Annotated in this window: 27 protein-coding genes; 15 read left to right on the forward strand and 12 right to left on the reverse strand. The window is 57.4% G+C overall.

Features of this window, described 5'->3' with window-relative positions:
- Positions 1-11: 11 nt before the first annotated feature.
- From TRM7557_RS12710 to TRM7557_RS12730, 5 genes are all read left to right on the forward strand, one after another.
- Positions 12-857 (forward strand): flagellar motor protein MotB, encoded by an 846-nt coding sequence (locus TRM7557_RS12710; RefSeq protein WP_058290574.1) that lies wholly within the window; start codon positions 12-14, stop codon positions 855-857.
- Between the two features lie 117 nt (positions 858-974).
- On the forward strand, positions 975-2,276 hold the full coding sequence (locus tag TRM7557_RS12715) for a flagellar hook protein FlgE (protein WP_058290735.1): 1,302 nt from the start codon (positions 975-977) through the stop codon (positions 2,274-2,276).
- A 56-nt stretch (positions 2,277-2,332) separates the two neighbouring features.
- A complete protein-coding gene (flgK, locus tag TRM7557_RS12720; protein ID WP_058290575.1) occupies positions 2,333-3,778 on the forward strand; it encodes a flagellar hook-associated protein FlgK in 1,446 nt (481 codons plus the stop codon).
- A gap of 3 nt (positions 3,779-3,781) precedes the next feature.
- On the forward strand, positions 3,782-4,786 hold the full coding sequence (locus tag TRM7557_RS12725) for a flagellin (RefSeq protein ID WP_058290576.1): 1,005 nt from the start codon (positions 3,782-3,784) through the stop codon (positions 4,784-4,786).
- Positions 4,786-5,889, forward strand: a complete 1,104-nt coding sequence (locus tag TRM7557_RS12730; protein ID WP_058290577.1) for a flagellar basal body P-ring protein FlgI — start codon at positions 4,786-4,788, stop codon at positions 5,887-5,889. Before TRM7557_RS12725 ends, TRM7557_RS12730 begins: the two co-directional genes overlap by 1 nt.
- A gap of 404 nt (positions 5,890-6,293) precedes the next feature.
- Here the strand turns inward: TRM7557_RS12730 and fliP are convergent, their stop codons facing one another.
- The 4 genes from fliP to fliF are packed head-to-tail and all read right to left on the reverse strand — an operon-like array spanning position 6,294 to position 9,607.
- The gene (gene fliP / locus TRM7557_RS12735) at positions 6,294-7,037 is read right to left on the reverse strand and encodes a flagellar type III secretion system pore protein FliP (RefSeq protein WP_058290578.1); all 744 of its coding nucleotides are present in this window, start codon (positions 7,035-7,037) and stop codon (positions 6,294-6,296) included.
- Positions 7,034-7,330, reverse strand: coding sequence for a FliM/FliN family flagellar motor switch protein (locus TRM7557_RS12740; RefSeq protein ID WP_058290579.1), 297 nt, complete (start codon positions 7,328-7,330; stop codon positions 7,034-7,036). Before TRM7557_RS12740 ends, fliP begins: the two co-directional genes overlap by 4 nt.
- Positions 7,323-7,919, reverse strand: coding sequence for a FliH/SctL family protein (locus TRM7557_RS12745; RefSeq protein ID WP_058290580.1), 597 nt, complete (start codon positions 7,917-7,919; stop codon positions 7,323-7,325). Before TRM7557_RS12745 ends, TRM7557_RS12740 begins: the two co-directional genes overlap by 8 nt.
- A complete protein-coding gene (gene fliF / locus TRM7557_RS12750; RefSeq protein ID WP_058290736.1) occupies positions 7,919-9,607 on the reverse strand; it encodes a flagellar basal-body MS-ring/collar protein FliF in 1,689 nt (562 codons plus the stop codon). Before fliF ends, TRM7557_RS12745 begins: the two co-directional genes overlap by 1 nt.
- Positions 9,608-9,726: 119 nt before the next feature.
- Between fliF and TRM7557_RS12755 the strand changes: the two genes are divergently transcribed.
- The 10 genes from TRM7557_RS12755 to TRM7557_RS12800 all read left to right on the forward strand — a co-directional run bounded on the left by TRM7557_RS12755 (position 9,727) and on the right by TRM7557_RS12800 (position 19,964).
- Entirely contained in the window at positions 9,727-10,251 is a 525-nt protein-coding gene (locus TRM7557_RS12755) for a flagellar basal body-associated FliL family protein (protein WP_058290581.1), read from the forward strand.
- Between the two features lie 9 nt (positions 10,252-10,260).
- Positions 10,261-10,755, forward strand: coding sequence for a hypothetical protein (locus tag TRM7557_RS12760; protein ID WP_058290582.1), 495 nt, complete (start codon positions 10,261-10,263; stop codon positions 10,753-10,755).
- The gene (locus tag TRM7557_RS12765) at positions 10,755-11,363 is read left to right on the forward strand and encodes a MotE family protein (protein ID WP_058290583.1); all 609 of its coding nucleotides are present in this window, start codon (positions 10,755-10,757) and stop codon (positions 11,361-11,363) included. The genes TRM7557_RS12760 and TRM7557_RS12765 overlap by 1 nt, the downstream gene beginning before the upstream one ends.
- Positions 11,364-11,452: 89 nt before the next feature.
- On the forward strand, positions 11,453-12,322 hold the full coding sequence (gene motA, locus TRM7557_RS12770; protein WP_058290584.1) for a flagellar motor stator protein MotA: 870 nt from the start codon (positions 11,453-11,455) through the stop codon (positions 12,320-12,322).
- A complete protein-coding gene (locus tag TRM7557_RS12775; protein WP_110590792.1) occupies positions 12,319-14,706 on the forward strand; it encodes a hypothetical protein in 2,388 nt (795 codons plus the stop codon). Before motA ends, TRM7557_RS12775 begins: the two co-directional genes overlap by 4 nt.
- Positions 14,707-15,006: 300 nt before the next feature.
- The gene (locus tag TRM7557_RS12780; protein ID WP_328586549.1) at positions 15,007-15,597 is read left to right on the forward strand and encodes a transglycosylase SLT domain-containing protein; all 591 of its coding nucleotides are present in this window, start codon (positions 15,007-15,009) and stop codon (positions 15,595-15,597) included.
- 62 nt (positions 15,598-15,659) lie between these two features.
- On the forward strand, positions 15,660-17,699 hold the full coding sequence (gene flhA, locus TRM7557_RS12785) for a flagellar biosynthesis protein FlhA (RefSeq protein ID WP_413081162.1): 2,040 nt from the start codon (positions 15,660-15,662) through the stop codon (positions 17,697-17,699).
- The gene (locus TRM7557_RS12790) at positions 17,696-18,475 is read left to right on the forward strand and encodes a flagellar biosynthetic protein FliR (RefSeq protein ID WP_058290587.1); all 780 of its coding nucleotides are present in this window, start codon (positions 17,696-17,698) and stop codon (positions 18,473-18,475) included. The genes flhA and TRM7557_RS12790 overlap by 4 nt, the downstream gene beginning before the upstream one ends.
- Positions 18,472-19,560 carry an EscU/YscU/HrcU family type III secretion system export apparatus switch protein gene (locus tag TRM7557_RS12795; protein WP_058290588.1) on the forward strand — a complete coding sequence of 363 codons (1,089 nt, stop codon included), beginning with the start codon at positions 18,472-18,474 and terminating at the stop codon, positions 19,558-19,560. The genes TRM7557_RS12790 and TRM7557_RS12795 overlap by 4 nt, the downstream gene beginning before the upstream one ends.
- Complete coding sequence (locus tag TRM7557_RS12800) at positions 19,560-19,964, forward strand: hypothetical protein (RefSeq protein WP_058290589.1); 405 nt, start codon at positions 19,560-19,562, stop codon at positions 19,962-19,964. The genes TRM7557_RS12795 and TRM7557_RS12800 overlap by 1 nt, the downstream gene beginning before the upstream one ends.
- Positions 19,965-20,047: 83 nt before the next feature.
- On the opposite strand, the gene TRM7557_RS12805 is transcribed toward TRM7557_RS12800, so the two are convergent.
- The 8 genes from TRM7557_RS12805 to flgC are packed head-to-tail and all read right to left on the reverse strand — an operon-like array spanning position 20,048 to position 24,230.
- Positions 20,048-20,560, reverse strand: a complete 513-nt coding sequence (locus tag TRM7557_RS12805) for a hypothetical protein (protein WP_058290590.1) — start codon at positions 20,558-20,560, stop codon at positions 20,048-20,050.
- Positions 20,561-20,570: 10 nt separating this feature from the next.
- Positions 20,571-21,308, reverse strand: coding sequence for a flagellar basal body L-ring protein FlgH (gene flgH / locus TRM7557_RS12810; protein WP_058290591.1), 738 nt, complete (start codon positions 21,306-21,308; stop codon positions 20,571-20,573).
- Positions 21,308-21,724: a flagellar basal body P-ring formation chaperone FlgA gene (gene flgA, locus TRM7557_RS12815; protein ID WP_058290592.1), complete on the reverse strand. Its 417-nt coding sequence runs from the start codon at positions 21,722-21,724 to the stop codon at positions 21,308-21,310. The genes flgH and flgA overlap by 1 nt, the downstream gene beginning before the upstream one ends.
- Positions 21,724-22,509 (reverse strand): flagellar basal-body rod protein FlgG, encoded by a 786-nt coding sequence (gene flgG, locus TRM7557_RS12820; protein ID WP_058290593.1) that lies wholly within the window; start codon positions 22,507-22,509, stop codon positions 21,724-21,726. Before flgG ends, flgA begins: the two co-directional genes overlap by 1 nt.
- A 12-nt stretch (positions 22,510-22,521) precedes the next feature.
- Positions 22,522-23,235, reverse strand: coding sequence for a flagellar hook-basal body complex protein (locus tag TRM7557_RS12825; RefSeq protein ID WP_058290594.1), 714 nt, complete (start codon positions 23,233-23,235; stop codon positions 22,522-22,524).
- Positions 23,236-23,508, reverse strand: coding sequence for a flagellar biosynthetic protein FliQ (locus TRM7557_RS12830; RefSeq protein ID WP_058290595.1), 273 nt, complete (start codon positions 23,506-23,508; stop codon positions 23,236-23,238).
- 3 nt (positions 23,509-23,511) lie between these two features.
- The gene (gene fliE, locus TRM7557_RS12835) at positions 23,512-23,808 is read right to left on the reverse strand and encodes a flagellar hook-basal body complex protein FliE (protein WP_058290596.1); all 297 of its coding nucleotides are present in this window, start codon (positions 23,806-23,808) and stop codon (positions 23,512-23,514) included.
- A 29-nt stretch (positions 23,809-23,837) separates the two neighbouring features.
- A complete protein-coding gene (gene flgC / locus TRM7557_RS12840; protein ID WP_058290597.1) occupies positions 23,838-24,230 on the reverse strand; it encodes a flagellar basal body rod protein FlgC in 393 nt (130 codons plus the stop codon).
- Between the last annotated feature and the right edge of the window lie 5 nt (positions 24,231-24,235).

A 24,235-nucleotide genomic window follows, 5' to 3' on the forward strand; every position in this document is an offset into this window, starting at 1 on the left:
GTGGTGGGAACATGTCTGCGAACAGCAACGAAGCTCCTATTATTATCAAGAAAGTGAAGAAGGGTGGCGGTGACGGCCACCATGGTGGCGCGTGGAAAGTGGCTTATGCTGACTTTGTGACCGCGATGATGGCCTTCTTCCTTCTCATGTGGCTTTTGAACGCGACCACGGAAAAACAGCGAAAAGGTCTGGCGGATTACTTCTCGCCGTCTATTCCGCTGAGCCGTGTGTCTGGTGGTGGCAATGGCGCTTTCCAAGGTGACACGATGTTCACCGAAGAAGTGAAGCCGCAGTCGGGGATCGGGGCAACCAAAGAAAACCCGACGGATTCTTCGCGGGCTCAGGGGGACTCGGGTGTTGCCGACAGCGAACAGAACGATGCCGAGGAAGAAACCTTCCGCCAGATCGAAGAAGAGCTGATGGGCCGTGGTGGCGAAAGCATGGTCAGTATTGATCTTGCCCGCCATATCGTCACCCGCGTGACCGACGAGGGTCTGATTATCGAACTCTTTGAAACCGAGGACGCGCAGCTGTTCGAAAAAGGCAGTGAGCTGCCAACAGCCCTGATGCGCGATCTTCTGCGGATGGTGGCCCGTATCACGGCCAAGGTGGAGAACAATGCGGCCATTGGCGGCCACGTCAGATCGTCTCCGGTGGTGGTGGCGGACAATCCGGTCTGGGCCCTCAGCCATGCCCGTGCGGATGCGTCACGCAAGCTGCTGGAAAGCGGTGGCATGAAGTCCAACCGAATCTCCCGCGTGACAGGTTTTGCCGATCGCAAACTCTCAGCCCGCAATCCGATGTCGGTGCGCAATAACCGGATCGAAATCACCTTGCTTCGGAAAGAGGTGAAATAAAATCAATGACAAAGCGGCTAACAGTTGTCTCAGATTTTATCTGTTAGCCGCTCGTTAAGTGAAGATGGGGTAGCCGTTGTTCTGAAGACAATTTTGATGCAGCAGAAAGGCGTATCTATGTCCATTTCTTCCTCGCTTAATGCTGGTGTATCCGGCCTGAATGCGAACGCGACCCGTCTGGCGACCATTTCCGACAACATCGCCAACGCCAGTACCGCAGGTTACAAGCGGATGACCACCAGCTTTGAATCCATGGTGATTGGTGGCAGCGGAGGCGGGTATGCCGCAGGCGGTGTGGGAACTGTCAACACCCGCATGATTGCCGAACGTGGTTCTCTTGTCTCGACCACCAACGCCACAGACTTGGCTGTAAGCGGCGGTGGTTTCCTGCCGGTCGCATCCATTACCGAGATTGAGGCCGGCGAAGACCCGACCATGGCCCTGACCACGACCGGTTCTTTCCGCCTGAACGAAGATGGTTACTTGACCACACCCAGCGGCCTTGCGCTGCTTGGCTTCCCGGCGTCTGCGGATCAGTCTTTCCCTTCTGTTCCACGTGACAGCGCGTCTGCGTTGGAGCCGGTGCGGATCAACACTGCTGCCCCTTCTGCTGAACCAACCACCGAGGTGCGCTTGGGGGTGAACCTGCCCGCTGACGAAACCGCTGCCGGTGCTTCTGGTGACCCGATCACCCAGACCATGGAATATTATGACAACCTCGGTCGTACGCAAGAGTTGACCTTGACCTACACCCCGACTGTTCCGGGCACGGGTAATTCCAATGAATGGACGCTTGTGATCACCGACAGTGCCACGAACTCTGGTGGTACAACGATTGGCGAATACACCCTGACGTTCAATGATGATGCGACAGCCAAGGGCCTGAACGCAGTGGCAACAACCACTGGTACAGCCTATGACAGCGCCGCAGGCACCATTGCCATTACCACAGGCAGCGGTCCAGTGGAGATCTTCATTGGCACCCCCGGCAACGATGATGGCATGACGCAGGTCGCAACCGAGTTCAGTGCCCAGACTATTGAAAAAGATGGCTATCCAGCTGCCAGCCAGACCGGCGTGAACGTGGATGAAAACGGCTATGTTCATGCGCTGTTTGACAATGGCAGCAGCCGGGTTGTCTACCAGATCCCGCTTGCCCATATGGCGAACCCAAATGGCATGCAGGCAATGGACTCCCAAACCTATCGCCCGACTGCTGACAGCGGGTCCTTCTACCTTTGGGATGCAAATGCAGGCCCCACGGGATCCATTCAGAACTATGCGCGCGAAGAATCCACCACTGATGTTGCGGGCGAACTGACCGCAATGATCCAGACGCAGCGGTCTTATTCTTCCAATGCCACGGTTATTCAGACCGTAGATGAAATGCTGCAGGAAGCGACCAACCTCAAGCGCTGATCCTAGCGGCGCTTGAACCCTCATAAACTCCTGTTTTCACAGAAGGTGATACACGGATGACACTCACATCGGCTCTAAACAGTGCGATGACCGGGATCACGGCGGCGAGTAAACAAACCGCTGTGGTGTCGGACAATCTGGCAAATGCACTGACACCGGGCTATCACCGCCGCTCGGTTGAACTGTCGACCAACGCCTATACCAGTGGTGTCCAGGTTGGCTCTGTCACGCGCGCCCTGGATCCTGCGATCCAAAAAAGCGTGCGCGCAGCGGAAGCGACATACTCTGGCGCAGCCGTGACGGCGAATTTTCACACTCGGATGTCTGACCTGATCGGATCGATCAATGACGACTATTCGCTGGCTCAGCGTCTGACAGATGTGGAATCCGCGCTGATCGAAGCAACCTCGCTGCCGCATTCTGACGCGCGCTTGAACGATTTGTCGATGCAGGCCGAGGAACTGGCCGTTGCCGTCAATACTGCGGCGGAAGGGCTTTCTGACCTGCGCAATTCCTCGGAAGAGTCGATTGCGCATCTGGTTCGGGATCTGCAGACAAATCTGCAGGCTGTCGATGATATCAATGATGAGATCCTGGCTGCCAAGATCGGTGGTCTGGACACGGCACCGCTGGAAGATCAGCGCGACAATCTTGTGGATGCGATCAATAAGGTTATCCCTGTTCAGATCCACAATCGCGATAATGAGGCAATCGCGCTCTATACCTCGAACGGCATTAAACTGCTCGACGGATCCCCGGCTGAAATTTCCTTTGACGAGACTGCGATCGTCACGCCCTTTATGACCATCGACAACGGTATGCTGTCAGGTCTGGAAATCGATGGACGCACCGTTGATACCACATTGAACGGCGCGCTGGGCGGCGGCGAGATGGCGGCACATTTCCATGTGCGGGATGTGGCTGCTGTGCAGGCACAGGAAGACCTTGATGTCTTTGCAGGCAGCCTGATCGAACGCTTCCAGTCTTCCACGGTGGACCCGACGATTGGCGCGGGGGATACAGGGCTGTTTACCGACAACGGCAGCGTCTATGACCCGACCAATTTGACTGCAATTTCCAGCCGCATCAGCCTGAACGCTTCGGTGTCGCTGTCTGGTGACGGTGAAACCTGGCGTTTGCGCGACGGTCTGCATGCAACAGGGATTGGCAATCAGGGCGATACCACAATCCTGAACGCCTATGGGGATGCGCTGTCTGATCCTCAGACGGTCAGCTCAAATGGCATCGGTTCGGGCGATTACAGCGCCTATGACATGGTGTCCAATATTCTGACCCATCACACGCAGGAAACCACCTGGGGCGAGCACGAGCTGGCTTATGCGTCGACCATTTTCCAGGAAATGCAGGGGCGCGAGCTGGAGATGGGTGTCGACACGGATGCCGAACTGCAGACCCTAATGACCCTCGAGACGATCTATGCTGCCAATGCCCGGATGATCCAGGCAATTGACGAGATGCTCGACCAACTGATGAGGATTTAAGCCATGATGGTTCGATCTTATGGCGACATGGCGCAGTATCTTTTCCTGCGCAACCGGAGTGTCGACCTGAATGACACCCTCGATACCCTGACCCAGGAAATCAGCACCGGCATTTCCTCCAATCTGCCCGAAAAGCTGGGTGGCGATCTTGGGTTTGTGACTGACCTGGAACGGTCTATTGCGAAGATGGACAGCTATCAGGTGGCGGCGCAGGAAACCGCGCTGTTTGCCAGCACCGCTCAGACGTTCATTGGCCGCATCAATGACAATGCCCAATCGATCGGCACCGATATTCTGGCGCTGACTGCTGGTACAAACGATACAACCACGCAGAGCCTTGCCGATCAGTCGCGCGTTTATCTTGAAAGTGCCATCTCCAATCTGAATGGTCAGCTGTCCGGTCGCAGCCTGTTTGCAGGAACCGACACCGCAGCGGTGCCTTTGGAAAGCGCGGACACCATGATGGCTGCCCTGCAGGTCGAGGTGTCCGGCCTGACGGATCCAGATGATATCGTGGCTGCGGTTGAAGATTGGTTCAATGATCCGACCGGTTTTGACGTTGTGATGTACAACGGGTCCACCAGCGACGTGGCCCCGGTTCGGATTGGCACAGCCGAAGAAGTCAGCATCTCCCTGCGGGCGGATGATGATCGCTTCAAAGACGCAATGATGGGCTTTGCCCTTGGTGCTTTGGCGGGGGATGAGACCCTTGGCCTGACGCCCGGCGAAGCGGGGGATCTGCTGGATCGCGCCGGTGTGCGTATTGTTGCGGCACAGACCAGCCTGACCGAAGTTCAGGCGGACCTCGGTTTCATTGAACACCGTATCGAAGAAACCCAGACCCGCAATGCGGCAGCTTTGACCTCCATGAGTGTCACGCTGAATGATCTGATCCTGGCAGACACCGCTGAATCCGCATCGCGCCTTGAAGAAGTGCAGTTCCAGCTGGAAGCACTTTACACAATCACGGCGCGGTCCTCGCAACTCAATCTGTTGAACTACATGTAATGAAGCAATTTCTGCATATCATAATGACCTGCCTGTTGCTGCCTTGCATGGCACAGGCCAATGCCATCCGCCTGAAAGATCTGGTGGAATTTGATGGTGTACGCGGCAACGACCTTGTGGGCTATGGCCTCGTGGTTGGTCTGGATGGCTCCGGTGACGGCCTGCGCAACTCTCCCTTCACCGAAGATATTATGAGCAATATCCTCGAACGTTTGGGGGTAAATGTCACCGGCGAACAATTCCGGCCCAAAAACGTGGCCGCCGTCTTTGTAACAGCCGCTCTGCCGCCATTTGCACGGGTGGGGTCGACCATCGATGTGACCGTTTCGGCCATTGGTGACAGCTCCAGCTTGCTTGGCGGCACGCTGATCATGACACCGCTGAATGCGGCGGACGGTCAGATTTACGCGGTGGCTCAGGGCACCATTCTGGCAGGTGGCGCTGTGGCCGAGGGCGAGGCCGCCCAGGTCACCCAGGGGGTGCCGACCTCTGGTGTCATTCCAGCCGGCGCGCGGGTTGAACGCGAGATTGATTTCGATCTGTCGTCGTTGTCCACAATGCGTCTGGCGCTGCGCGAACCGGATTTCACCACAGCGGGCCGCATTGAACGCGCCATCAACAACGAATTTGGCCGTAATGTTGCGGTGATGACCGATTCAGGCACCGTTGAGGTCAATGTAGAAGCAACCAATGCGCGTTCCACGGCCCACGCAATTGGCCGTATGGAAAACGTCCGTGTCGAGCCTCAGCGCAAAGCGCGCGTGGTTGTGGATCAGCGGTCCGGCACCATTGTCATGGGCAGCGATGTTCGAATTTCCCATGTAGCCGTGGCCCAGGGCAATCTGACGCTGCGGATCGAAGAAGCCCCGCTTGTCGTGCAGCCCAACCCCTTCACCGAAGGCGCGTCTGTTGTGGTGCCGCGCACCGGTGCCGCGATCGAAGAAGAAGAGAACGTGCAGCTGGCCGAGGTCCCTGAAACCACATCTCTGTCGGAAGTGGTGGGCGGCCTAAATGCCCTGGGTGTCTCCCCGCGCGATATGATCGACATCCTCAAGAGCCTAAAGGCCGCAGGCGCGCTGCATGCGGAGTTTGTTGTCCGCTGATTGTGGTCGCCCCTTCGAGAGATCGATCAGAGAAACAAGAGGAAACCGCCGACCTTGCAGAGGTCGGCGGTTTCTTTTTGGGGTTTTGCTATTTGGATCAGGATTGCCAATCGCTGGTAGGTCATCGCACCTGAAGTCCGGCAGGCGTCCAATCCGATGTCTGTTTTGGATGCAGCGGTGAAAGGGGCAAGCAAGGGGCACCCTGGGAAACCCCCGCTCCAAATGGGGCGCGGTTCTGGATCAAGGCATGGCCCGTTGTCCGGCCTCAAGCGCGGGCGCATTCTGTTTCACGAGAAACAAAGGATCATGTCGCCCCCCTGCACAAGGGCGCCGACAACAAAGAAACGCCCCCGATCCAGAAGAGACCGGGGGCGTTTTGCTTAGTTCTAGCTAAATTTTAGCGATCAGGACGGGAAATAACTGCGAACAAGTGCGCTCGCGATCAGGCTCCACCCATCTGCGACAACAAAGAAGGCCAGTTTGAAGGGGAGAGAGACAAGTGCCGGCGGCACCATCATCATCCCCATGGCCATCAAGGTGGTCGCAGTGACCAAATCAATGATCAAGAAGGGCAGGAAAACCAGAAACCCGATCTGAAATGCGCGTGCGATTTCAGACAGCATGAAGCTTGGGATCAGCACGGACAGCGGGGCTTCGGCCGTGGGGTCGATTCCGGTCGTGGCAGGGCGCAGATCAGCAATGGCATAGAATGTTTCGGGATCCAGGCGGCTGGCCATGAAGACGCGAAACGGCTCTAACGCGGCCATAATCGCGGGTTCAAGCTCCATCCGCTCGTCAATCAGAGGGGCGATGCCGACTTCCCAGGCTTCGGTGAACACAGGCTCCATCACGAAATAGGTGAGGAACAGCGCCAGGCTGATGATCAGCATGTTTGGCGGTGCCTGTTGCAGGCCAATGCCCTGCCGCAGGATCGACAGCACGGTGACCAGAAATGGGAAGCAGGTGATCATCACCAAAAGGCCGGGCGCGATGCTCAGCACGGTGATCAGCAAAATCAGCTGCACCGTTCGAGCAGACAGCGAACCACCGTCGGCGAGTGAGAGGCTCAGATCCTGAGCAAGTGCTGCCTGTGGCATTGCCAGCGACACAGCCGCCAGCATGCCAAAGATAAAGATGTTCCGGGTCATCCCAAACCGCTCTGAAGATCGGCGATTTCTGTCAGGCGGACCGCCAGCTGACCGGCTTGATCGCCTTCCATCTCTTCCAGCTGACCGCGGGCTACAAGGCGATCTCCGACATAGAGATCGACCGGATCCTCGACGCGTTTGTCCAACGTCAGAACCGCGTTTTCGCCAAGGTTGACGAGTTCGCGGATCAGCGGGCGTGCTTTGCCGACCGACACCACAACTTCGACGGGGACGGACACAAACGGGTTGCTTGCATCTGTTGCTTTCATGTTCAGATCGCCGTTCTCATCCATACTGGCTGTCCTCTTTGAATTGGGTGGAGAAGGCCGAGATCGATTCTGAGATGCTGTCGATCAGGGCACCGCTGTTGAGTTCACGTTCGGCGGAACCGACACGCAGTTGAGCTTGGCCTTCGGAAAAGGACGCGTCCTCGCGGACAAAGACTTCGACAGGGAAGCTTTCGCCCAGAAGCGCGCGCAGACCGGCACCTTCGCCGGCCGCGACAACGATTTCCATCGGGCCATTGGTCTGGCTTTTGGCCATATCGTTCAGGTGATCGATAATGTGGTGACCAAAGGCGGCTGCCATCGTGTCCGGCAGGATAACGCTGGTCAGCACTTTGAACATCGGATCCAGCGATTCGATGAGCTGAGACTGAGCTTCGTGATAGGTGAAATTCAGATCTTCGAGCGAACTGGCAAGGCTTGCGGAAATCCGCGTGCTTTCTTTGTCCTTGGCGTCGACGGCGTCATCCCAACCGGCGCTGTAGCCCTTTTCAAAGGACTCCAGCTTGGCTTCTTCGACGATCTCTTCGGAAAAGCTGTTTTCCGGGATTACCGGGGTCACGACCCCGAAATCCTCGAGCAGATGGGCGATTGTCATCAGGCACGCTCCTCGTTTTCTTCTAGCCAGCCGCGCAGGATCTGCACGGTTTCTTCCTGTTTGTCGCCGATCATGGAACGCAAACGGTCCACGGCCTCATCCCCAGAGGAGGCAAGCGCTGGCATGCCGCCGCCCATGCCAACCAGATCGCCGCCAAGATCGGGTAGGCCGCCCATGCCGCCCATGGGTTCAAACTGGCCGGTATCCTGATTCTGGATTTCACCATCCAGCGCGATGCCAGCGCCAAGGTTCGGGTTGGCCATGAAGCCACTGTTCGGCATGCCCATATCCGGCAACCCAGGCAGACCCGGCGGTGCATCCGGTGCAGGCAGGGCGGCAACCGGCTCGGAGGAGGCTGTGAGGATCGGGCGGACCACAAACAGGCCGAGCACAAGAGCAACGATCGCCAAAGCCGCCATTTGGATGATCGACATCAGATCCAGATAGATCCCATCGAAGAAAGACGACGACACTTCTGTGCCAGCGGGTTCCAATGCGGGAAGGTCCATGGATTTGAGCGTAATTACGTCGCCGCGGGTTTCATCAAACCCAACCGCCGCAGAAATCAGCTCGCGTAGGGCCTGCAGTTCTTCTTCGGCACGTGGTTCAAAAACAGTCTCACCCGCCTCGTCCTGCAATGTTGACCCATTGACCAGGACCGCGACCGTCAGGCGCTTGATCGCGCCGGGCCCGCGAATGATCTCTTTTTGCGTTTCGGAAACCTCATAGTTGATTCGTTCCCGCGTTGCGGCCGTATTTGCCTTGGAGCCTTCACCGGAACCTGCATCGCCATCCGGAATATTGGAGGCAACAGTCACCTCGCCCGCCTGGTTCTGCGAGCTGTCGGTGCGTTCTTCGACATCCGTGCTGATGGCAACGCGGCTTTGCGGGTCCACGACCTTCTGCAGGATCGATTCGGTATCTGTTACGGTTTCAACGCTGACCTCGACCACCGCATTTCCGTGACCTACGCGGGCTTCCACCAGACGCATGACGCGTTCGCGGATGGAATTGGCGCGATCATCGGACCCGGCGCCCGTCGCAGTCGCAGATTCGGGCGACCCGATCACGCTGCCATTGGCATCGATCACGGCGACATTGTCCACATTGAGCCCGGACACTGCCGAGGCCACAAGATAGCGTACTGCATTTGCCTGCGCTGGCGTGATGGGAGTACCCATTGGCGTCAGAGACACCGACGCGGTGGGTTCAATCGTCCGCTGAAACGGGTTGGACCCGGTGTTGGCGATGTGAACCCGCGCTTGGCTCACGTGCGGGCTGGCAACAATCGTTCGGGCCAGCTCACCTTCTTTTGCACGCCAGTAAGCGGCGTCAAACATTTGCGAAGTGGTTCCAAACCCGCTGAGCGAATCAAGCAGTTCATATCCACCACCGCCGTTTGCGGGCAGACCCTGGCTGGCCAGTGTCATCCGCAATTCATCACGTTGCGTGGCGGGCACGTAAATAGAGCCCCCACGTACGCTGTATTCCACGCCGTTTTGTTCCAGCGCGGCCACCACGTCACCAGCAGAGCTGCTTTCCAGCCCCGCATATAAGAGTTGCATGGTGGGCTTTTGCGCCACCTGCGACATTGCAAAGACAGTCACGATAACCGCGAGAGTGGCGCCAATCGCCATCAAACGCTTCCGCGTGTCCAATCCTGCCCAGACATTCAAGATCTGCTGCACATTAACCTCCGTCGAGCCGGCATTCTGCCCGGCATGCAACCCTTTTCGTCTATCGGCCTTAACATTCGGTTAGTTCCTGCCGGTCTATGAAGAGGATGCACGACGTTAAAGGGATAGCCATGACAGACGCTGTAGCTGATGTAGAAACAGACGAGCCGGCGAAGAAGAGTAAGATGCCCCTGATCATTGGGGTCGTTCTTGGTCTTGTCGGCGCAGGTGGCGGCTTTTTTGCCGTTCAGTCAGGCCTTCTTCCCTTTGGTCAATCTGCGGCTCCAGAAAAGGAGCACGTGGCCAAAGAGGCGCCAGAAGGCGTGGACAAGGGAGAATCGGCGGAGGAAATCGCCAATCTCGCTTACATCGAGATGGAACCGATCGTGATCACGCTCCGTAAGGCGAGCGGGATCAGTCAATTGCGCTTCGGTGCCCAGCTTGAGGTCGACTTGGAGAATCAGGAAGAAGTAGAAAAGCTGCTTCCTCGGGTAGTCGATGTTCTGAACAGCTATTTGCGCGCCTTGGAGCTGGAGGATCTGACCGATCCGATGGCTCTGCCCCGACTGCGGGCACAAATGTTGCGGCGGATCAATATTGCAACCGGCCAGGGCCGGGTGCGCGATCTGCTGATTATGAACTTCGTTATCAACTAGGAGGACAGGATGGAACTGATTGCTGATATCCTGCTGGCAGCTGGCGCATTGGGCGCTGGGTTTTATTGTCTGGTGCTCTCGCGCCGACTGAAGCGATTTCACGACCTGGAAAAAGGTGTGGGCGGTGCCGTAGCCGTTCTTTCCTCTCAGGTGGATGATCTCAATAAATCTCTGGTATCTGCACGGCAGATGTCGGACGGCTCCAGCAAGGCGCTGGAGCAGCTGACGGGCCGCGCCGAAACTGTGGCGCAGCGTCTGGAGCTGATGATGGCGTCTATGCACGACATTCCAGAAGCCGCCGAACGCACACCTGAACCTGTGGCCGAGTCCGCACCGGAAGCGGCAAGCGAAGAATCGGATGCCCTTGCGGCCGCCTATGAAGCTGACGCTGCTGCATCCCAGCAGGAAGAGATCGCCGAAGAGGCAGCGCCCGAGGCGGAAGAATCCAAGCCGACCGGCCTGATGTTCATGCGCCACAATCGCTCTCAGAATCGGGTGGCATAATGACCAAAGCAACCAAGTCCAACGCGGCCCGCAATGTGAAACGTGGCACTTTGATGCTGCTGGCGTTCTTCCTGGTTGGGTCTGCAATTCTGCGAATCGGCCTGGAGGCTGGTCCGGCAATTGCGCGTGAGGTGGCCGATATGGGTCACGATGACAAAGGCAATGGGGCCCATACAGCCGTTGTTGCGGGACCCGACAGCGCCGAGCTGCAGACAATGCTTGCGGCTTTCAAAGAGCGTGAAGAGCGTCTTGCCACGCGGGAAGCCGAGCTTGAAGACCGGATGAAAGCCCTGGAAATTGCCGACAACGCGATTGAGCAGAAGCTGGCGGACCTGAAAAAGGCGGAAGATGACCTGCTGAGCACCCTGGCACTTGCCGATGGCGCTGCGGAGACAGACGTGGGCACGCTGACGGCTGTCTATGAACAAATGAAGCCAAAAGACGCAGCTGCCCTGTTCGAGGAAATGGATCCAACCTTTGCAGCGGGATTTCTGGCCCGGATGCGTCCCGAAGCCGCCGCAGGCGTCATGGCAGGCCTGAGCCCGGAAGCCGCCTACACCATCAGTGTGGTGCTGGCGGGCCGCAATGGCAACGTGCCAAGAGAGTAAGGCGCGCGCGTGGCCCTGACGCTCTGATCAGTTTTTCTTAAGACGACTCGTTTACTTTCCAAGCGGTACGAACACGTGGAGCTTTGAGCATGATTGGTATTGTGGGGATTGTTGTGGTTTTTGCCATGGTCTTCGGCGGGTATCTGCTGGCCGGCGGCAAGATGGGCATTATCGTTAAAGCCCTTCCATTCGAAATGATGATGATCGGCGGTGCTGCTGTCGGGGCGTTTCTCATTAGTAATGATGGCGGCGCGGTAAAGCACACGCTGTCGGATGTGGGCAAAGTGTTCAAGGGCCCGAAATGGAAGCCTGAGGACTACAGAGATCTTCTTTGTCTTTTGTTCGCGCTCATTCGGATTGCACGGGCGAACCCGGTCGAGGTCGAACAGCATATTGAAGACCCGGAAAATTCCACGATCTTCCAGAAATATCCAAAAATCCTGGCGGATAAGGAAGCGGTCAATCTGATCTCTGACACCATGCGGTCGGCGTCCATGAACTATGACGACCCGCATCAGGTTGAAGAGGTTCTTGAAAAGCGGATCGAGGCCAATATGCACCACGCGCTGCATTCCAGCCACGCCCTGCAGACGGTTGCGGATGGTCTGCCCGCGCTTGGAATTGTTGCGGCGGTTCTGGGTGTGATTAAAACCATGGCCTCCATCGACCAGCCGCCTGAAGTCTTGGGTAAAATGATTGGTGGTGCGCTTGTTGGTACCTTCCTGGGTGTTTTCCTTGCCTACGCTTTTGTCGGCCCCTTTGCCGCCAAGGTGAAAACTGTCGTGGAAGAGGATGGTCATTTCTACCAGCTGATCCGGGAAGTTTTGGTTGCAAACCTCCACAATCACGCAGCCGCAATTTGTATCGAAGTGGGCCGTCAGAACACGCCCTCTCACATCCGGCCGGGTTTCTCTGAGCTGGAAGAAGCATTGAATGAAGTGAAGCAGGAAGCAGCATGATTTCACGTGCAATCGCACTGGCTGTCGTCGGTCTGGCGGCAGGGTTTGCCGAGGCGCAGACGATTGTCACCCGATCCGGAGAGCATGATGGGTTTACAAGGCTCGTCATGCGTGTCCCTGATCAGGTGAACTGGTCCGTGACCCAAGATGGGCGCATGGCAACTGTGAACCTTGGTTCCGACAGCGCGGTTTTTGATACCACCAGTGTTTTTGAACTGATCCCACGCACACGCGTGCAGGACGTGCGCCAAGCAGGGCCCGGTCAGCCGCTTCGGATCGATCTGGGGTGCGATTGTATTGTTGAGCATTTCCAGCAGGCAGATGGGTTTCTGGTTGTGGACGTGCGGGACGGAAATGGGGAACCGCTTCCGTTTAGCAGCGCGCACAATCCTCTGCCTTTGGTATTTCCCCAGGGTACCAGCGCGTTCCGTTTTCCCCTTCAGCGCAGTGATATTGCACGCAGCCAAGTGGAAACCGCCTTGGGCAATGCCTTGGGAACAAGCTCTGCCGGGCAGGGTGTTTCGCTGCCCCTAAGCTCTGGTTTCGCTGCGCAGGTGGTGCGCCAGGCAGAAGACGCGGAAAAGGCAGAAAAAGAGCGCGCGGCCGCAGAGGTCGAAAGACTCGCAAAAGAATCCAAAGAGGCCGCCGACGCTGCGATTTCAATTGACCTCGCCGAGGAGCAGCGTGCGGCGCTGGTCAATGGAACAGAAGCCCGGCTTCTGCAGCAAATCGGTCGGGCCAACGAACAGGGTCTCATTCAGCTGGAAGGCGATGCAGATCCGGCGCAAGTGCTGGATCCCCTGGGCAATGGGGAGCGTCTTGAGGGGCTTCCCAATGTGGCGGTGACCTCGGCTGTGGACCGGGAAACGGGTCTCTTGGCAATGCGGCGCAAACAAGATCGGGAGGATTCTCTTTGCATTCGCAACTCGCGCGTTGCCCTGCACAAATGGGAAGGCGAGGGAAGCTTTGACAAGCAAATCGGCGAACTGCGCAACAGGCTGCTGGGTGAGTTTGATGAAATCGACAAGGATGCGGTTTTAGATTTGACTCGCACCTATCTTTATTTCGGTTTTGGCGCCGAAGCCTTGAGCACCCTGCGCATGCTTCCCGATGGGAAAATCAAACCCGAGATGCGCGAAACTATGGTTGCAATTGGGCGCATCCTTGACGGTGCACCAATGCCTGTGAACAACGTGTTTTCAGGCCAGCAAAGTTGTGACAGCGACGTTGCGTTCTGGGCCGCGCTGGCCGCGGGCAGTATCAAAAAGAACGCCAATACCGACGCAATCCAACAGTTCTTTGCCAAATTGCCGGCACATCTGCGTGTTCACTTGGGTCCGCGGATGAGCACCTTGTTTGCCGATGCCGGGAACCCTCATGTGGCCAAAGTGACGCTGCGCTCGGTTGATCGAACCGGGGTCGAAGAAGTACCCGATATCAATCTGGCAGAGGCCGCGATCGCAGATCTGGAAGGCAAGCCCGAAGAGGTTGCAGAGTTTCTGACAGAAGAGGTCGCTGAGCGTACAAAAAACGCGCCAGTGGCTTTGATCGAACTGATTGACCTGAGCGTCAAAGAACGCAGGGCGTTGTCGCCCGATGTGCCCGATTTGACGGCGTCTTACGAGCTGGAAAGCCGTGAAACCGAGCTTGGGCGCGACCTGCGGCGTGCGGAAGTCGCTGCACTGGCACTGGTTGGCCGTTTCGACGAAGCTTTTGACCAGTTCGAAGCGCTCAATGAGCGCGACGGCGCAGGCGCACGTAAGGCCGCATCTGGCGCGTTCTTCACATTGCTGACTGAAAACGCAGATGATGTGACGTTCCTGAAATATGGGTTGGTCTTTGCCCATGAGGCGACACTGTCTGAAGCATCTGAGCTGGCCGATATTATGTCCCGTCGACTTCTGGATCTTGGCTTTCACCAAGAGGCAGATGTGCTTTTGTCCAAAGCACCTCTGGATGAGGAAAACGCCGACCGTCGTATGATGAATGCCGAAATTGCTCTGGAGCGAGAAGAACCTCAGCAAGCGCTGGTCGAACTGATGGGGCTGGAAGGCAAACAGGCCGATCGGATGCGGGCCGAAGCGCTTTGGCTGAATCGCGAATATGAGCGCGCGGGCGAATATCTTTTGGAAAGTGATGACCAAAACGGGGCTGCGCGCGGCTTTTGGTATTCGGCCGATCTTGAGGCTGCAGAACAATTGGATCGCGAGGCCGCGCCCTTTGGGGAGGTTGCTGAACTGACCCTGGGCATTGACGAGGCGACCCAAGCACCGGAGGGCCTGCCACCGCTGGCGGAAGCGCGGGCCTTGGTTGACAGCAGCGTCTCTGCGCGCACGGATATCGAACGCCTGCTGGGGCAGGTCACACGCTCTGAAGAAGAGTGAACGTCAGACACTTTGGGCCGCCCCTCGGGGCGGTCCTTAAAATTTGATGATAACACTTTGTAAATGCTCGCCGACTAATTTGGGATCAGGAAGAATCCTAATCCTGGAACGGGCAGAATGCCGATCATCAAACGTCTTCACCAAAAGGTGCCGATTACAGCTCTTGGGCTTTGTTGTCTGGGGCTGTTACTTTCGTTGTCCGGCAATAGTGGTTGGGCGAAATCTCCGCGATCTGAGGATCCGCAGGGCATTTCAGCAATTTGTGACCATGCTGCCAGTCGTGCCGCTGCCGAAAGCAATGTGCCCCTCGAAGTTCTGCGGGCAATCACGCGGACAGAAACCGGTCGCGGTGGCAAGTCGGGATTAGAGCCCTGGCCCTGGACCGTGAATATGGAAGGGGCCGGTAAGTGGTTTGAAACAGAGGCCGAAGCAAAGGCCTATGTAGAGAAGCATTTTCAGCGCGGCGCTCGCAGTTTCGATGTCGGATGCTTTCAGATCAACTACCGCTGGCATCATCAGGCATTCGAATCCCTGAATGACATGTTCGACCCGGTGACCAACGCCCGGTACGCCGCTAAGTTTCTTCAGGACTTGCACGGGGAGTTTGGCAGCTGGACCAAAGCCGCCGGAGCGTTTCACTCTCGCACGCCGAAATACGCAGACCGCTATGTCGCGCGATTTACCAGGATTCGCGATGACCTGACGCCAATGACTGCGGTGGCCAGTCTGCCCGAGCGCCGCGTCACAACGTTCTCTGCGCCACGCCCGCTGGTTGCCGGGCGACGAACCACCGCACTGATTTCAGCCCCCAGCGGCGCCACTTCGGCGGCGTTGGGTTCGCTGGTGCCTTTGTCCGGCGGGTCCGGACAAGCGCTGATTGCCATTAGATAAGAGACAAACCCGTGCCAAATATTAGCTTTCAGCAGATCTTTAACCCGACCATCCTTCTGGCAATGGCCCTGATGGCGGTCATTGTAATGATGATCCTGCCAATGCCAGCTTGGGTCTTGGATGTCGGATTGGCCGCCTCCTTTGCGCTGGCGATTTTGATCTTCACACTGACGCTGTTCATTGAGCGGCCACTTGATTTCTCGGCCTTCCCGACCATCCTTCTGGGCTCGCTGATGCTGCGCTTGTCGCTCAATGTGTCCTCGACCAAGCTGATCATTGGTCAGGGGCACACTGGCACGGATGCGGCAGGCAATGTGATCGAAGGGTTTGCCCAATTTGTCATGGGTGGCAGTGTTTTCTTGGGCCTTGTGGTCTTTGGCGTGCTTTTGATCGTGAACTTTATGGTCATCACCAAAGGTGCAGCGCGCATGGCCGAGGTTGGTGCGCGTTTTGCGCTAGATGGGATGCCGGGCAAGCAGTTGGCGATCGACAGTGACATGTCCGCCGGCGCGATCGACCATGCGACAGCCCGCGAACGTCGTGAAACAGAGCAACGCGAAACCACCTTTTTTGGTTCGTTGGATGGTGCCTCCAAGTTTGTAAAAGGCGATGCGATTGCAGGTCTGCTGATCACGCTTCTGAACCTGGTGATGGGTCTGATCATGGGCATTGTTGTCCATGGCATGCCAATCGGTGCCGCGTTTGAGACATACGCGATCCTAACCGTTGGTGACGGTCTGGTGTCGCAGATCCCTTCGGTGATCATCTCTATTGCGGCCGCTCTGCTGCTGGCCCGCGGTGGCGCGACAGGCGCGACGGATACAGCGATTGTCTCGCAACTCACGAAATACCCCGGCGCGCTGGGGGCAGTTTCGGTTCTTATGGTGCTGTTTGCGCTGGTTCCCGGCCTGCCGTTCCTGCCATTCATCACGGGTGGCATCGGGTTGGGCTACACTGCTTACCGGATGCATCAGAAAAACCTTGAAGAGGCTAAAAAAGAGGTCGACGCCAAGGTTGAGGAAGCCAAAGAGCCGGAAAAAACCAAGGCGCTTGGCGATATCCTAGACCTTGATGACCTGCATCTGGAATTCTCTCAGGATCTGGTGAACATGGTGCTGGATCCGGGCACCGGACTGGATGCGCGCATCGCGAATATGCGGACTCATGTGGCGTCGACCTTTGGTTTGATCCTGCCGGAAATTCGTCTGACTGATGAGCCAGAGCTGGAACCCGGAACCTATCTGATCCGCATCCAGGGTGTGGAGCAGGTCCGAGGCAGCCTGCATCCGGATATGGTTCTGGCCTTGATGCCCGACAACCACGCCGCCTTGCCCAGCGGGATGGATGTGACCGAACCGGTCTATGGCGCGCCTGCACGTTGGATTTCCGGGAAGTTCCAAGAAGATGCCGCGCTGATGGGGGCCACTGTTGTGACGCCGCCCGAAATTCTGGCAACCCACCTGCTGGAAGTGGTGAAGCAGAACTTCTCGCGCCTGCTGACGCTGAAATCTCTGCGTCGCTTGCTGAAGGAAATGACCGAGCTGTCCGACCAGTTTCGGGCCAATGCCAACCAGAAGCTGCTGGATGAACTGATCCCGGACAAGGTGCCAATTGATACGCTGCATGCGGTGTTGCGCCTGCTGCTGGACGAGCAGGTCTCGATCCGGAACATGCCGCTGATTTTGGAATCCATTTCCGAAGCCCGCCTGCGCACCACCGCGCCAGAGCTGATCTGCGAGCATGTGCGCCAACGTCTGGGCTTCCAGCTGGTTGCCGAGATGAAGCGCGAAGACGGCACTATTCCTCTGGTTCAGCTGGCACCCGAGTGGGAAGACATGTTCAACACCTATCAGGTGGAATCTCAGACCGGCCTCGATATTGCGCTGCCGCCGGACCACTTCAACAAGCTGGTCGAGTCCATGAGTGAGAAAATTGGTTCGGTAACAGAGCAGGGCATTCATGCGGCCGTTGTGACCTCGATGCGCCGTCGCCGGTTCCTGCGCACCATTTTGCGGTCGCGCGGCATTCAGAACCCGGTGCTGTCCTTCGAAGAGATCGGTCTGGAAGCCCGCCCGGCCCTGGTGGGTATGGTCGCGGCATGACCCTCGCGCTCCTCTCACCAGAGCTGATCGCCATGCTTGGCGCCGGCTTCTGGCACGCGGCGATTGTCTTTCTTCGGATTGGCGCAATGACGTCGGTGATGCCCGGATTTGGTGAGACATTTGTTCCCACCCATATCCGTCTGATTATTGGGCTGGTGTTCACGGCCATCGTGGCCCCGACCTTGCCGCAGATCACACCGCCTACGACGATCTTGCAGTATGTTGGCTACATCAGTTCAGAGGTTGTGATTGGTCTTGGGCTGGGGGTGGCGATGCGGTTTTTCGTGCATGCGCTGCAGACGGCTGGCTCCATTGCGGCGCAGACCACGTCCTTGGCTCAATTCTTTGGGGGGCAGGGGGTGGATCCAATGCCGGCCTTGGGTGCGGTGCTTTGGATTGCCGGTCTTGCTTTGATTTTCCTCCTTGGGCTGCACCTGCGTGCGGCCGAGCTGATGATCCAATCCTACGACATCTTCCCGGTTGGGCTGCGGCCCGAGGCGGCGGGGTTTTCGCAATGGGGCGTGTTTCGTATTTCGCAAAGCTTTGCCATGGCCTTTACGCTGGCCGCGCCTTTTGTGGTGACGGCGGTCATCTACAACCTGACACTGGGTCTGATTAACCGCGCCATGCCGCAGTTGATGATTTTCTTTATTGGTGCGCCGGTGATCACCTTCGGCGGACTTGCACTCTTGGCGATTGGCAGCCCTTTGATCCTGACCGTCTGGAGCCGGGGCTTGAGTGAGTTCATGATGAATCCTGCGGCGGGCCTGCCATGAGCAACGATGACGACGATTCTGATAAGTCATTCGAACCAACGCCCGAGCGGTTAAAAAAGGCGCGCGAAAACGGCGATGTTCCCAAGTCGCAGGACCTTTTGGTGGCGGCTTCCTATCTTGGGATTCTCATCGCGTTCTATGCGGTTGGCAAAGCCTCGATCGAAACGCTTGGCACATCCATGATGGCGTTTTTGGATCAACCCGACCGGTTGGCTGCGGTGGTCTTTGGGGATGCCATGGCTGCGCCGATTGCGGGTCAATTCATCACCCGGATCTCTTTTGCGGTTTTGCCCTGGTATCTGGTCCCGGCCGTCGTTGTGATTTTGGCAGTTCTGGCCCAGAAAGCTTTTGTTGTTGCGCCCAAACGCATTGAGCCCAAGCTGTCGCGCCTTTCCGTTATCAAGAACGCACAGAACAAATTCGGGCGTTCTGGTCTGTTTGAGTTTGGCAAAAACTTCCTAAAGCTGGTGATCTATTCCATTGCGCTCGGCGTGTATTTGACGGTCCGATTGCCCGATATGCTTGCTGCGGTGGGGGGCGATGCGGTGACGATCGTCCCCTTTATTGCCCAGCTTTCGATGGAGTTCCTGTTCATTGCGCTGATCGTTTCGGCCTCAATCGGTGTGGTGGATGCGTCGTTCCAGCAGGCTGAGTTCATTCGCAAGAACATGATGTCTCGCAAGGACATTCAGGACGAGATGAAAAACTCTGAAGGTGATCCGCACATGAAACAGCAGCGGATGCAAAAGGGGCAGGCGATCGTCAAGAAACAGATTAAGTCTGCGGTTGCCGGGGCCGATGTGGTTATCGTGAACCCAACCCATTATGCTGTTGTGCTGGAATGGGATCGGGCCCAAGGCGGCGCGCCGATCTGTGTGGCCAAAGGGGTTGATGAGGTCGCAGCCGTCATTCGCGAAGTGGCCCAGGAACACGGTGTGCCTATTCATTCAGATCCACCAACGGCACGTGCGCTTTATGCGACAATGGAGGTTGGAGATGAGGTCGAGGAAACCCACTACGCCCCTGTGGCTGCCGCGATCCGCTTTGCTGAAGAAATGCGTGAACGTGCGAAAGGACGGATCTGATGAAGCAGGACAAGATGCTGGCGCAGATGAAGGCTGTCACCAATGCGCTTTATTTGCGGGAACACGCCAAGGTTAAACCGATCCTGGACGCCGAAGCGCAGCTGCGGTCGCAGATCGACATGCTGAAAACCCAGATTGCGCAGGCTCGCCCGATTGCCGAAGAAAGCCATGCGATCAAAGCGCTGGGTGCGGATTTCCTCTGGCAGCAATGGCATACAAAATCCCGCCGTGAATTGAACCAGCAGCTGGCACAAGTCACCGCGCAGAAGCTGCAGGCGATGGATAAACTTCGTGCATCCTTTGGTCGAAAACACGCAGTGGAAACGATGGAAACGCAGGAGCGGGAGTTGCGTCGCAAACTGCGGGCGCAGAAGTTGCAGCAGAAACTGCTTGGCCTTGAATAACCTGCGCCCGGTGACAGAACACAAATAAACCCGCCCTTCGATGTGAAGAGCGGGTTTTTTTGGTGTTGGTGTCGTGCGGTGGGTCAGACGTCTTGGCGTGTGATTTCCAGGATCAGAACATCGATCAGGTCTTTGCCCAAATAGCGCTGCCCTTCTTCGCGCAGCGCGGTGCGCAGCGGGTCCAGAACCTCGGACCGGGTGAACGCGCCGCGAAAGCCACCCATGTTGGCATGGTCAAACAGGATTTGCAGGAAAGAATCGCGAAGCTTGGGCTCAAAACTGTGCACTTTGCCGGTCATACCGGGTTTGGCCTCGAGCGTGAGGGACATCACAACAAGCGCGCTCAGCTGATCGCGTTCGACCACAGGGATCACGAACTGGTTGTTGATCTTGATAAAGTCGTTGGGAATGACTTCCTCGCCTTCAGCAAGTTCTTCTTCCTCTTCTTCTTCGTGGTGGTCTTCGCCATGAGCGTCTCCCTCATGGCCTTCGGCGTGTTCTACCTCTTCCGGGGGCGGGGCCAGGGCAATGCCTGCCCCGATGCCGCCGCCGATGCCGACAAGTAAAAAGAGGATTGGGAGGAGTTTAGAGATCATTTTTCATTCCTCAGAAAGGCAGGATCACATCAAGGATCTGCTGGCCGTAGCGGGGCTGCTGCACATCGGTGATTTGGCCACGGCCGCCGTAGGACACGCGGGCAGATGCGATCTTGTCGTAAGTGATTTCGTTCTGGCGGCTGATGTCGTCGGGGCGGACGTAGCCCGTGACCAACAGTTCGCGCAGTTCAAAGTTGACGCGCAGCTCCTGGCTGCCGCTGATTGCCAGAACCCCATTGGGCAGCACATCGACGACGGTCGCGGCGACACGCAGTTCCAGTTTTTCGCTGCGGCTGACAGAACCGCTGCCAGAGGACGAAGAGCTGCCGCCAAGGTCAACGGCCGAGGCCGAAGAGGCGCCCGCAGGCAGCTCATTGTCCAGACGTTGCGGCAGGCCAAGAAGCTGCGGCACCTCAAGGCTCTCGGATGCGCTGCGCGAGCGGTTCGTGTCGTTGGAGATCGAAGCTTCTTCGTCAATCTCGATCACCACTGTCAGAATGTCGCCCTGCTTGGTGGCGCGGCGGTCCCCAAGAAGGGATTGCCGCGACCCGCTCCAGAGGGAAGCCCCATCGACGGTGCGCTGGTTTTGGGTTGTCAGCGGCAGGCCCTGATACAGCATCGCAACATGCTCTGGCGTTTCATTGGCCGGTGTGAAAGTCGGCGGTTTGCCGACATGGTCCAGACGGGCACAGCCACCCAGAGCCACAAGGCCAACGCAGGCAAGTTTGGCGGCAGAAATCAGTTTCATCAGTTTACCTCAATAGATCCGTCGGCGGTGATGCGGCCCGATACTGTGGCGCGCGACGACATGTTCATGACGCGGATGAATTCGCCAACCGCGCCACGGCCGAGCGAGCGGCCTTCAGTTTCTATGGTTAGTCCCCCGTGCCGGAAGATCAGTTTCACAAGGTCGTTGCGTTCGACCAGTGCTGGCGGACCGATGTCTCCGGGGCGGACCGGGCGACCAGCATAAAGGGCCACGCGTGCTTCCTGCCCGACCACTTCGGCCGGATCGCTCAGGGCGCCCATGACGGCGACATTCTTGAGCATCAGATCCTCGGCGGTGATCAGCTCTTTGGCGCGAATAGTGCGCACGGGGACCAAAATATCGGCCCACGCAGAGTTGGCCATCAGCACCAGAAGAAGGGCAGCAAGCAGTTTCATTAGCGCACCTGGGTTGTGGCCGACATCATTTGGTCGACGGCGGACAGAACGCGCGCATTCATCTCGTAACCGCGCTGGGCTTCGATCAGTTCGGTGACCTCGCGTACGGCATCAACGGAGCTGTCTTCCAGATAGCCCTGACGCAGGGTGCCCAGACCATCTTCACCGGGCGTAGAGGCATTGGGCGCACCAGAGGCTTCGGTTTGGCGGAACAGGTTCGAGCCCATCGCCTCGAGACCTTTGGGGTTGGTGAAACCGGTCATGGTCAGCTGGCCCAGAAGCTGCGCTTCGACAGCGTCGTTGAAATATGCGTAGACTTCCCCTTCGGCGTTGATCGACAGGTTGGTCGCATCATCGGGAATGGTGATGTCCGGCGCGACCGGGTAGCCGTCGTTGGTCACGATCAGACCTTCGGCGTTGCGTTTGAACGAACCGTCCCGGGTAAAGGCGCTTTCGCCGCTTGGCATTGTGACTTCAAAATAGCCGTTGCCCTGGATCGCCACATCAAGATCATTGCCGGTTTGCGACAGGGAACCTTGCTGCAGGTAAACGGAAACGGCGGAGGGGCGCACACCAAGGCCGACCTGAACACCCGTGGGCAGAATGGTACCGTCGGAAGCATTGACCGTGCCAGCGCGTGAGACCTGCTGGTAGTGCAGGTCAGCAAATTCGGCCCGGCGGGCGTTGTAGCCAGTGGTGTTCATGTTCGACAGGTTGTTGGAGATGGTCTCCACACGCAGTTGTTGTGCGCTCATGCCGGTGGCTGCGATTTTCAAAGCACGCATGGGGGTAGCTCCTTATTTCATCAAGTTTTCAATGGCATTTCGGACCCGCTCGTCCTCGGAGGTGAGGAAGCTCTGGCCCATTTCATAGGCGCGCTGGATCTCGATCATGCGGGACATCTGGTGGATGGCGTTCACGTTGGACCCTTCCAGAAAGCCCTGCAGAAGCTTTGCGTTTTCAGCTGGTTCCACCTCGCCCTCGGTGCTGAACATAACGCCGTCTTCGCGCTTGATCGTGGTGCCTTCGAGGGGTTGGAAAATACCGATCTGACCCAGCTGGCGGCCATCTGCGCTGAATGTGCCATCAGCCCCGAAAGAAATGCTTTCTGCATCGCCGGGAATGAAAACAGGCGCCTGGCCTGCATCCAGAACGCGGTAGCCATCGGGGGTGACCAGATCGCCTGCGGCATTGGACGAAAAGTTACCTGCACGGGTCAGGCGGTTGCCGTTCGGGGTTTCGATCATGAAGAAGCCGTCGCCTTCCAGCGCCAGATCCAACTGCCCGTTTGTCTGGTTTAGGTTGCCCTGTTCCAGCGACGTGTTGCGGATGTTGCCGCGGGCCAAGGACAGCGATTCCTGACCGGGTGCGGATTTCACATATTCCGAGAAAATCACCCCTTCGGACCGATAGCCGGTGGTGGCAGAGTTCGCGATGTTGTTTGCAACAACGCGAATTTCGTTCAGCAGGCCGGACTGGCGTGAAATGGCGGAATAGGCAGAGGTAGTCATTTATACGCCTCCCTGAATGAGGGGAATGATCGTGCCAGTGAAAAACGTCACGATCGCCTGGGTCATGAAACCCATTGTGATCCAAAGCACCGCGAGGGCACCGGCGAGTTTCGGCACGAAGGTCAGCGTCATCTCCTGAATGGAGGTGAGCGCCTGAAACAAGCCAACAATGAGGCCCAGCACCAGAGCAGTGGCGAGCAATGGCAGAGCCATCCCCGTCGCCACCAGAAGCCCCTGGCGCAAGACATCAAAGAACATCCCTTCGGTCATCATGGCTTAGACCGGCATCCGCAGGATTTCTTGGTAGGCTTCGACCACCTTGTTGCGGACGGTCACGGCAGTTTCCACCGCAAGCTCGGTCTGGGCCAGAGCCTGAACCAGCGCATGCGGGTCCGCACCGCCGGTCATCGCCTGAACGGACACTTGTTCAGAATGCTGCAGAGTGTTGGTAAACTGTTCAAAGCTTGCCTTCATCTGCTCGCCGGGAGAGGCGGGATTATATTCCGGATCAACCTTTGCAGCCGTTTTAGCTACTGCGTAACCGCTGGTTGCGGAGAGGGAGCGAATATCCATTCTGGATCTCCATTATTGCTCAGTACAAATTATCGACGAAGAAGATCCATCAGGGACGAGGACATTTGCCGCGTCTGGTCGAACATCTTCAGGTTTGCGTCATAGGTACGCTGCGCTTCGCGCGCGTCTGCGATTTCCATCATCAGGTCCACATTCGACCCCATGTAGTGGCCGGTTTCATCGGCCAGCGGGTGATTGGGATCGTAGATCTGTTCCAGCTCACTGCGGTCCAGTTTCGCCTTGTTCACGCGCACTTCGCTTACGTCAGTGGCAAGGTCACGCACCGCTTGAAAGGACACGGTTTTGCGGCGGTAGCCGGGCGTGTCTGCGTTGGAAATGTTTTCTGATACATGCACCAGGCGTTTTGCCTGGGCCCGCAGGCCGGATGCTGTCACGGAAAGGGCTTGGCCAAATTCACTCATTGTCC

The organism is Tritonibacter multivorans, from assembly GCF_001458415.1.
Taxonomy (GTDB): Bacteria; Pseudomonadota; Alphaproteobacteria; order Rhodobacterales; family Rhodobacteraceae; genus Epibacterium; species Epibacterium multivorans.

What these genes read in the sequence shown, in the direction of transcription:
- flgG (WP_058290593.1), bottom strand. Translation starts at nt 22,509, where the DNA reads ATGCGTGCTTTGAAAATCGCAGCCACCGGCATGAGCGCACAACAACTG.
- TRM7557_RS12795 (WP_058290588.1), top strand. Translation starts at nt 18,472, where the DNA reads ATGAGCAACGATGACGACGATTCTGATAAGTCATTCGAACCAACGCCC.
- flgH (WP_058290591.1), bottom strand. Translation starts at nt 21,308, where the DNA reads ATGAAACTGATTTCTGCCGCCAAACTTGCCTGCGTTGGCCTTGTGGCT.
- motA (WP_058290584.1), top strand. Translation starts at nt 11,453, where the DNA reads ATGATTGGTATTGTGGGGATTGTTGTGGTTTTTGCCATGGTCTTCGGC.
- TRM7557_RS12730 (WP_058290577.1), top strand. Translation starts at nt 4,786, where the DNA reads ATGAAGCAATTTCTGCATATCATAATGACCTGCCTGTTGCTGCCTTGC.
- TRM7557_RS12790 (WP_058290587.1), top strand. Translation starts at nt 17,696, where the DNA reads ATGACCCTCGCGCTCCTCTCACCAGAGCTGATCGCCATGCTTGGCGCC.
- TRM7557_RS12745 (WP_058290580.1), bottom strand. Translation starts at nt 7,919, where the DNA reads ATGACAATCGCCCATCTGCTCGAGGATTTCGGGGTCGTGACCCCGGTA.
- fliP (WP_058290578.1), bottom strand. Translation starts at nt 7,037, where the DNA reads ATGACCCGGAACATCTTTATCTTTGGCATGCTGGCGGCTGTGTCGCTG.
- TRM7557_RS12710 (WP_058290574.1), top strand. Translation starts at nt 12, where the DNA reads ATGTCTGCGAACAGCAACGAAGCTCCTATTATTATCAAGAAAGTGAAG.
- fliE (WP_058290596.1), bottom strand. Translation starts at nt 23,808, where the DNA reads ATGGATATTCGCTCCCTCTCCGCAACCAGCGGTTACGCAGTAGCTAAA.
- TRM7557_RS12725 (WP_058290576.1), top strand. Translation starts at nt 3,782, where the DNA reads ATGATGGTTCGATCTTATGGCGACATGGCGCAGTATCTTTTCCTGCGC.
- flgK (WP_058290575.1), top strand. Translation starts at nt 2,333, where the DNA reads ATGACACTCACATCGGCTCTAAACAGTGCGATGACCGGGATCACGGCG.
- flhA (WP_413081162.1), top strand. Translation starts at nt 15,660, where the DNA reads ATGGCCCTGATGGCGGTCATTGTAATGATGATCCTGCCAATGCCAGCT.
- flgC (WP_058290597.1), bottom strand. Translation starts at nt 24,230, where the DNA reads ATGAGTGAATTTGGCCAAGCCCTTTCCGTGACAGCATCCGGCCTGCGG.
- TRM7557_RS12830 (WP_058290595.1), bottom strand. Translation starts at nt 23,508, where the DNA reads ATGATGACCGAAGGGATGTTCTTTGATGTCTTGCGCCAGGGGCTTCTG.
- flgA (WP_058290592.1), bottom strand. Translation starts at nt 21,724, where the DNA reads ATGAAACTGCTTGCTGCCCTTCTTCTGGTGCTGATGGCCAACTCTGCG.
- TRM7557_RS12755 (WP_058290581.1), top strand. Translation starts at nt 9,727, where the DNA reads ATGACAGACGCTGTAGCTGATGTAGAAACAGACGAGCCGGCGAAGAAG.
- TRM7557_RS12775 (WP_110590792.1), top strand. Translation starts at nt 12,319, where the DNA reads ATGATTTCACGTGCAATCGCACTGGCTGTCGTCGGTCTGGCGGCAGGG.
- TRM7557_RS12715 (WP_058290735.1), top strand. Translation starts at nt 975, where the DNA reads ATGTCCATTTCTTCCTCGCTTAATGCTGGTGTATCCGGCCTGAATGCG.
- TRM7557_RS12825 (WP_058290594.1), bottom strand. Translation starts at nt 23,235, where the DNA reads ATGACTACCTCTGCCTATTCCGCCATTTCACGCCAGTCCGGCCTGCTG.
- TRM7557_RS12800 (WP_058290589.1), top strand. Translation starts at nt 19,560, where the DNA reads ATGAAGCAGGACAAGATGCTGGCGCAGATGAAGGCTGTCACCAATGCG.
- TRM7557_RS12760 (WP_058290582.1), top strand. Translation starts at nt 10,261, where the DNA reads ATGGAACTGATTGCTGATATCCTGCTGGCAGCTGGCGCATTGGGCGCT.
- TRM7557_RS12805 (WP_058290590.1), bottom strand. Translation starts at nt 20,560, where the DNA reads ATGATCTCTAAACTCCTCCCAATCCTCTTTTTACTTGTCGGCATCGGC.
- TRM7557_RS12740 (WP_058290579.1), bottom strand. Translation starts at nt 7,330, where the DNA reads ATGGATGAGAACGGCGATCTGAACATGAAAGCAACAGATGCAAGCAAC.
- TRM7557_RS12765 (WP_058290583.1), top strand. Translation starts at nt 10,755, where the DNA reads ATGACCAAAGCAACCAAGTCCAACGCGGCCCGCAATGTGAAACGTGGC.